This is a genomic window from Leptolyngbya cf. ectocarpi LEGE 11479, from assembly GCF_015207065.1.
GTDB lineage: Bacteria > Cyanobacteriota > Cyanobacteriia > Phormidesmidales > Phormidesmidaceae > Leptothoe > Leptothoe ectocarpi.
In genome coordinates this window covers 1-2,307 of record NZ_JADEXP010000568.1, presented here as the reverse complement: position 1 = coordinate 2,307, position 2,307 = coordinate 1, and the positions used below count along the sequence as shown (strand labels likewise).

The window sequence follows — 2,307 nt, the reverse complement described above, 5'->3', positions numbered from 1 at the left end:
CTTAATAGCAGTGGGATATCATCGACGCGTTCGTTACTGATCAACTGGGCCATTGCTTGGCTGGGATACGATTTTGGGCATTATTACGCTATTCGCTATTCTCCTATATTTTCTAGCGAACCGTGAGATCTCGGTTGAGTCTGCTAAGATTATGGGCTGCCCATCTGCCCCACATTTCATAATTTGTATCTTGACTCATCTAGATCAAGTGCTCTACCGTTGATAACAGGTCCGCAAGACCTAAAACAGAACTCAATCCCTTAGCGCTATCGGCAGGTGCTTGGAACCACCCACCGATAGCTAACCTCACAAGCTGATCACGCCAGCTTGAAGGCTGATGTCAATGTACCTTAGTCCTTCCAGTTTGCAACCACTTGCGGGATGGCTAAGGTTTGAGTTTTGGTCCTATCCCCCTCCATGGCACGGCCCACGGCGGTGTTCGAGGGGGTTCCTATCCACGTAACAAAAAAGGCCAAAACTATGTTTCAAGATAATTCTCAGGGCGCTGGCGCGTCCAATGTTCCACCTGCTGACGGTACGCTGCCCGAGTATGAGTATGAAATTGTTAACCATACTCTGCTGGGTACCCTCGATGCTGTGCAAAACACCATCAAACAGCTCTATGCGCTCAACTACGCTGAGCCTAACGACTGGAGCCGTCCGCTGCCGACCGGTCGTGTTAACGAGGTTATGGCTATCTTAACTAGGCGGGTCCGTATTAGGTAATCTCTTTTCGGCTCTGGAGCTGTAGGCTACGGGGCCGGTTTTCTGCTGTTTTTAGGGCTGCATTTGGCTCTATGCAAAAACTCTATTTGAGGGTCTGATGCAGCCGACTTGCAATAGTGGTGGGGAAGCATTAGCCCGCCCAGGGTTCAAAACCCAGGGCTAACCGAAGGGTGTCCACTGGAAGGGACACAATTATCGGAGCTGTGTTTTCAGAGTTCGCTTCTAAACAGTCAACTATGCTTCGCTCAGTCCGCGATCGACTACCACCGTCTCCCCATCAAATTGTCCCTTTTAGTGGACAACACTCAGTTAGCGCTGGATTGAAATTCCAGCGCGGGCTTCAGCCACACAGTCAGTCTTAGCGCAAGCTATGAACTTGCGTTGCCTGATACTATTGGTAGACCAAATGTAAGCAGAAGCTGACAATGACTAACCCCAACCCAGGACCGCCTCCCAAACGTCGCACCATGTCTCGGCGCAATGCCACCTTAAGAAAGGTCGTAAACTTTATTTATTACCTGACCGGTGCATTAGAAATTCTACTGTTTCTAAGATTTATCTTACGCATATCAGGGGCAAATCCAGAAAATCTGTTTGCTTCGTTTATCTACGCTCTGTCAACGCCGTTTATCGCTCCGTTTGCCACCTTATTTCAAACCCCTGCGTTTGACCCTAACCACACATTCGACATTAGCGCTCTAATCGCCATCGGTGTCTATGCTCTACTGGCTTGGTTGGTGGCTCGCTTTGTTTGGATTATTTGGAGCAATCCCTAGGGGGAGTAGTTTCAGGTTTTTTAGGAAGCGAAGATCCTGTTTGGTATAAGCGTCCCCTGAGCGGAGTCGTTGGCATCGCCTTCCCGGAGGGAATAGGGAACGCTGGTCGTGACATGTTGGCTTCGACTTCGCTCAGCCAACATTGTTCGTAGGATGATCTTATAGGTGAGCATCCATTGGCTAGATGAGATTCAGTTTTAGATTATCTCTTACTCTTTAGGTGGCTGCTTGCTCTTAGGCTGCCAGTCTTTAATCACTCGACGCTCACCCCGCGTCACAATCAAGCAGTTATCGTCCACATCTTTTGTCACAACCGCACCTGCCCCCACCGTGACATTCTCTCCTAGGGTGACCGGAGCCACTAAAACACTATTGGAGCCGGTTTTGGTCTTATCCTTGATCACCGTAGGATGTTTGTTAACGCCATCATAGTTAGCGGTAATGGTACCAGCGCCAATGTTAACCTTGTCGCCCAGGGTAGAATTGCCTAAGTATGACAGATGGGATGCTTTAGTATTGTTGCCTAGCTGAGATTTTTTAATCTCAACAAAGTTACCAATGCGGCAGCCTGTGCCGATGATGACTTCGCCGCGCAGATGGCTGTAGGGGCCAATTTGGGCGGTTCCTTTGACTGTACTGTCATTGATAACAGAATATCGAACTGTTGTCCCGGCACCAATAGTGCTGTTTTCAATCAGGGTGCCGGGACCAATGTGACAGCCTGCTGCAATGGTTGTATTGCCACGCAGATGGGTTTCAGGCTCAATCACCACATCCGGCTCCACTGTAACTGTGGCATCAATGG

2 protein-coding genes and 1 pseudogene are annotated in these 2,307 nt (G+C 49.2%); 2 read left to right on the top strand and 1 reads right to left on the bottom strand.

Annotated elements, in window-relative coordinates:
* Positions 1–480: 480 nt before the first annotated feature.
* Positions 481–726, top strand: a complete 246-nt coding sequence (locus tag IQ260_RS29980) for a hypothetical protein (protein ID WP_193996705.1) — start codon at positions 481–483, stop codon at positions 724–726.
* Positions 727–1,151: 425 nt separating this feature from the next.
* Positions 1,152–1,502 carry a YggT family protein gene (locus tag IQ260_RS29975; protein ID WP_193996704.1) on the top strand — a complete coding sequence of 117 codons (351 nt, stop codon included), beginning with the start codon at positions 1,152–1,154 and terminating at the stop codon, positions 1,500–1,502.
* A gap of 209 nt (positions 1,503–1,711) precedes the next feature.
* Here the strand turns inward: IQ260_RS29975 and IQ260_RS29970 are convergent.
* A pseudogene (locus tag IQ260_RS29970) lies at positions 1,712–2,307 on the bottom strand (DapH/DapD/GlmU-related protein); the annotation flags it as partial.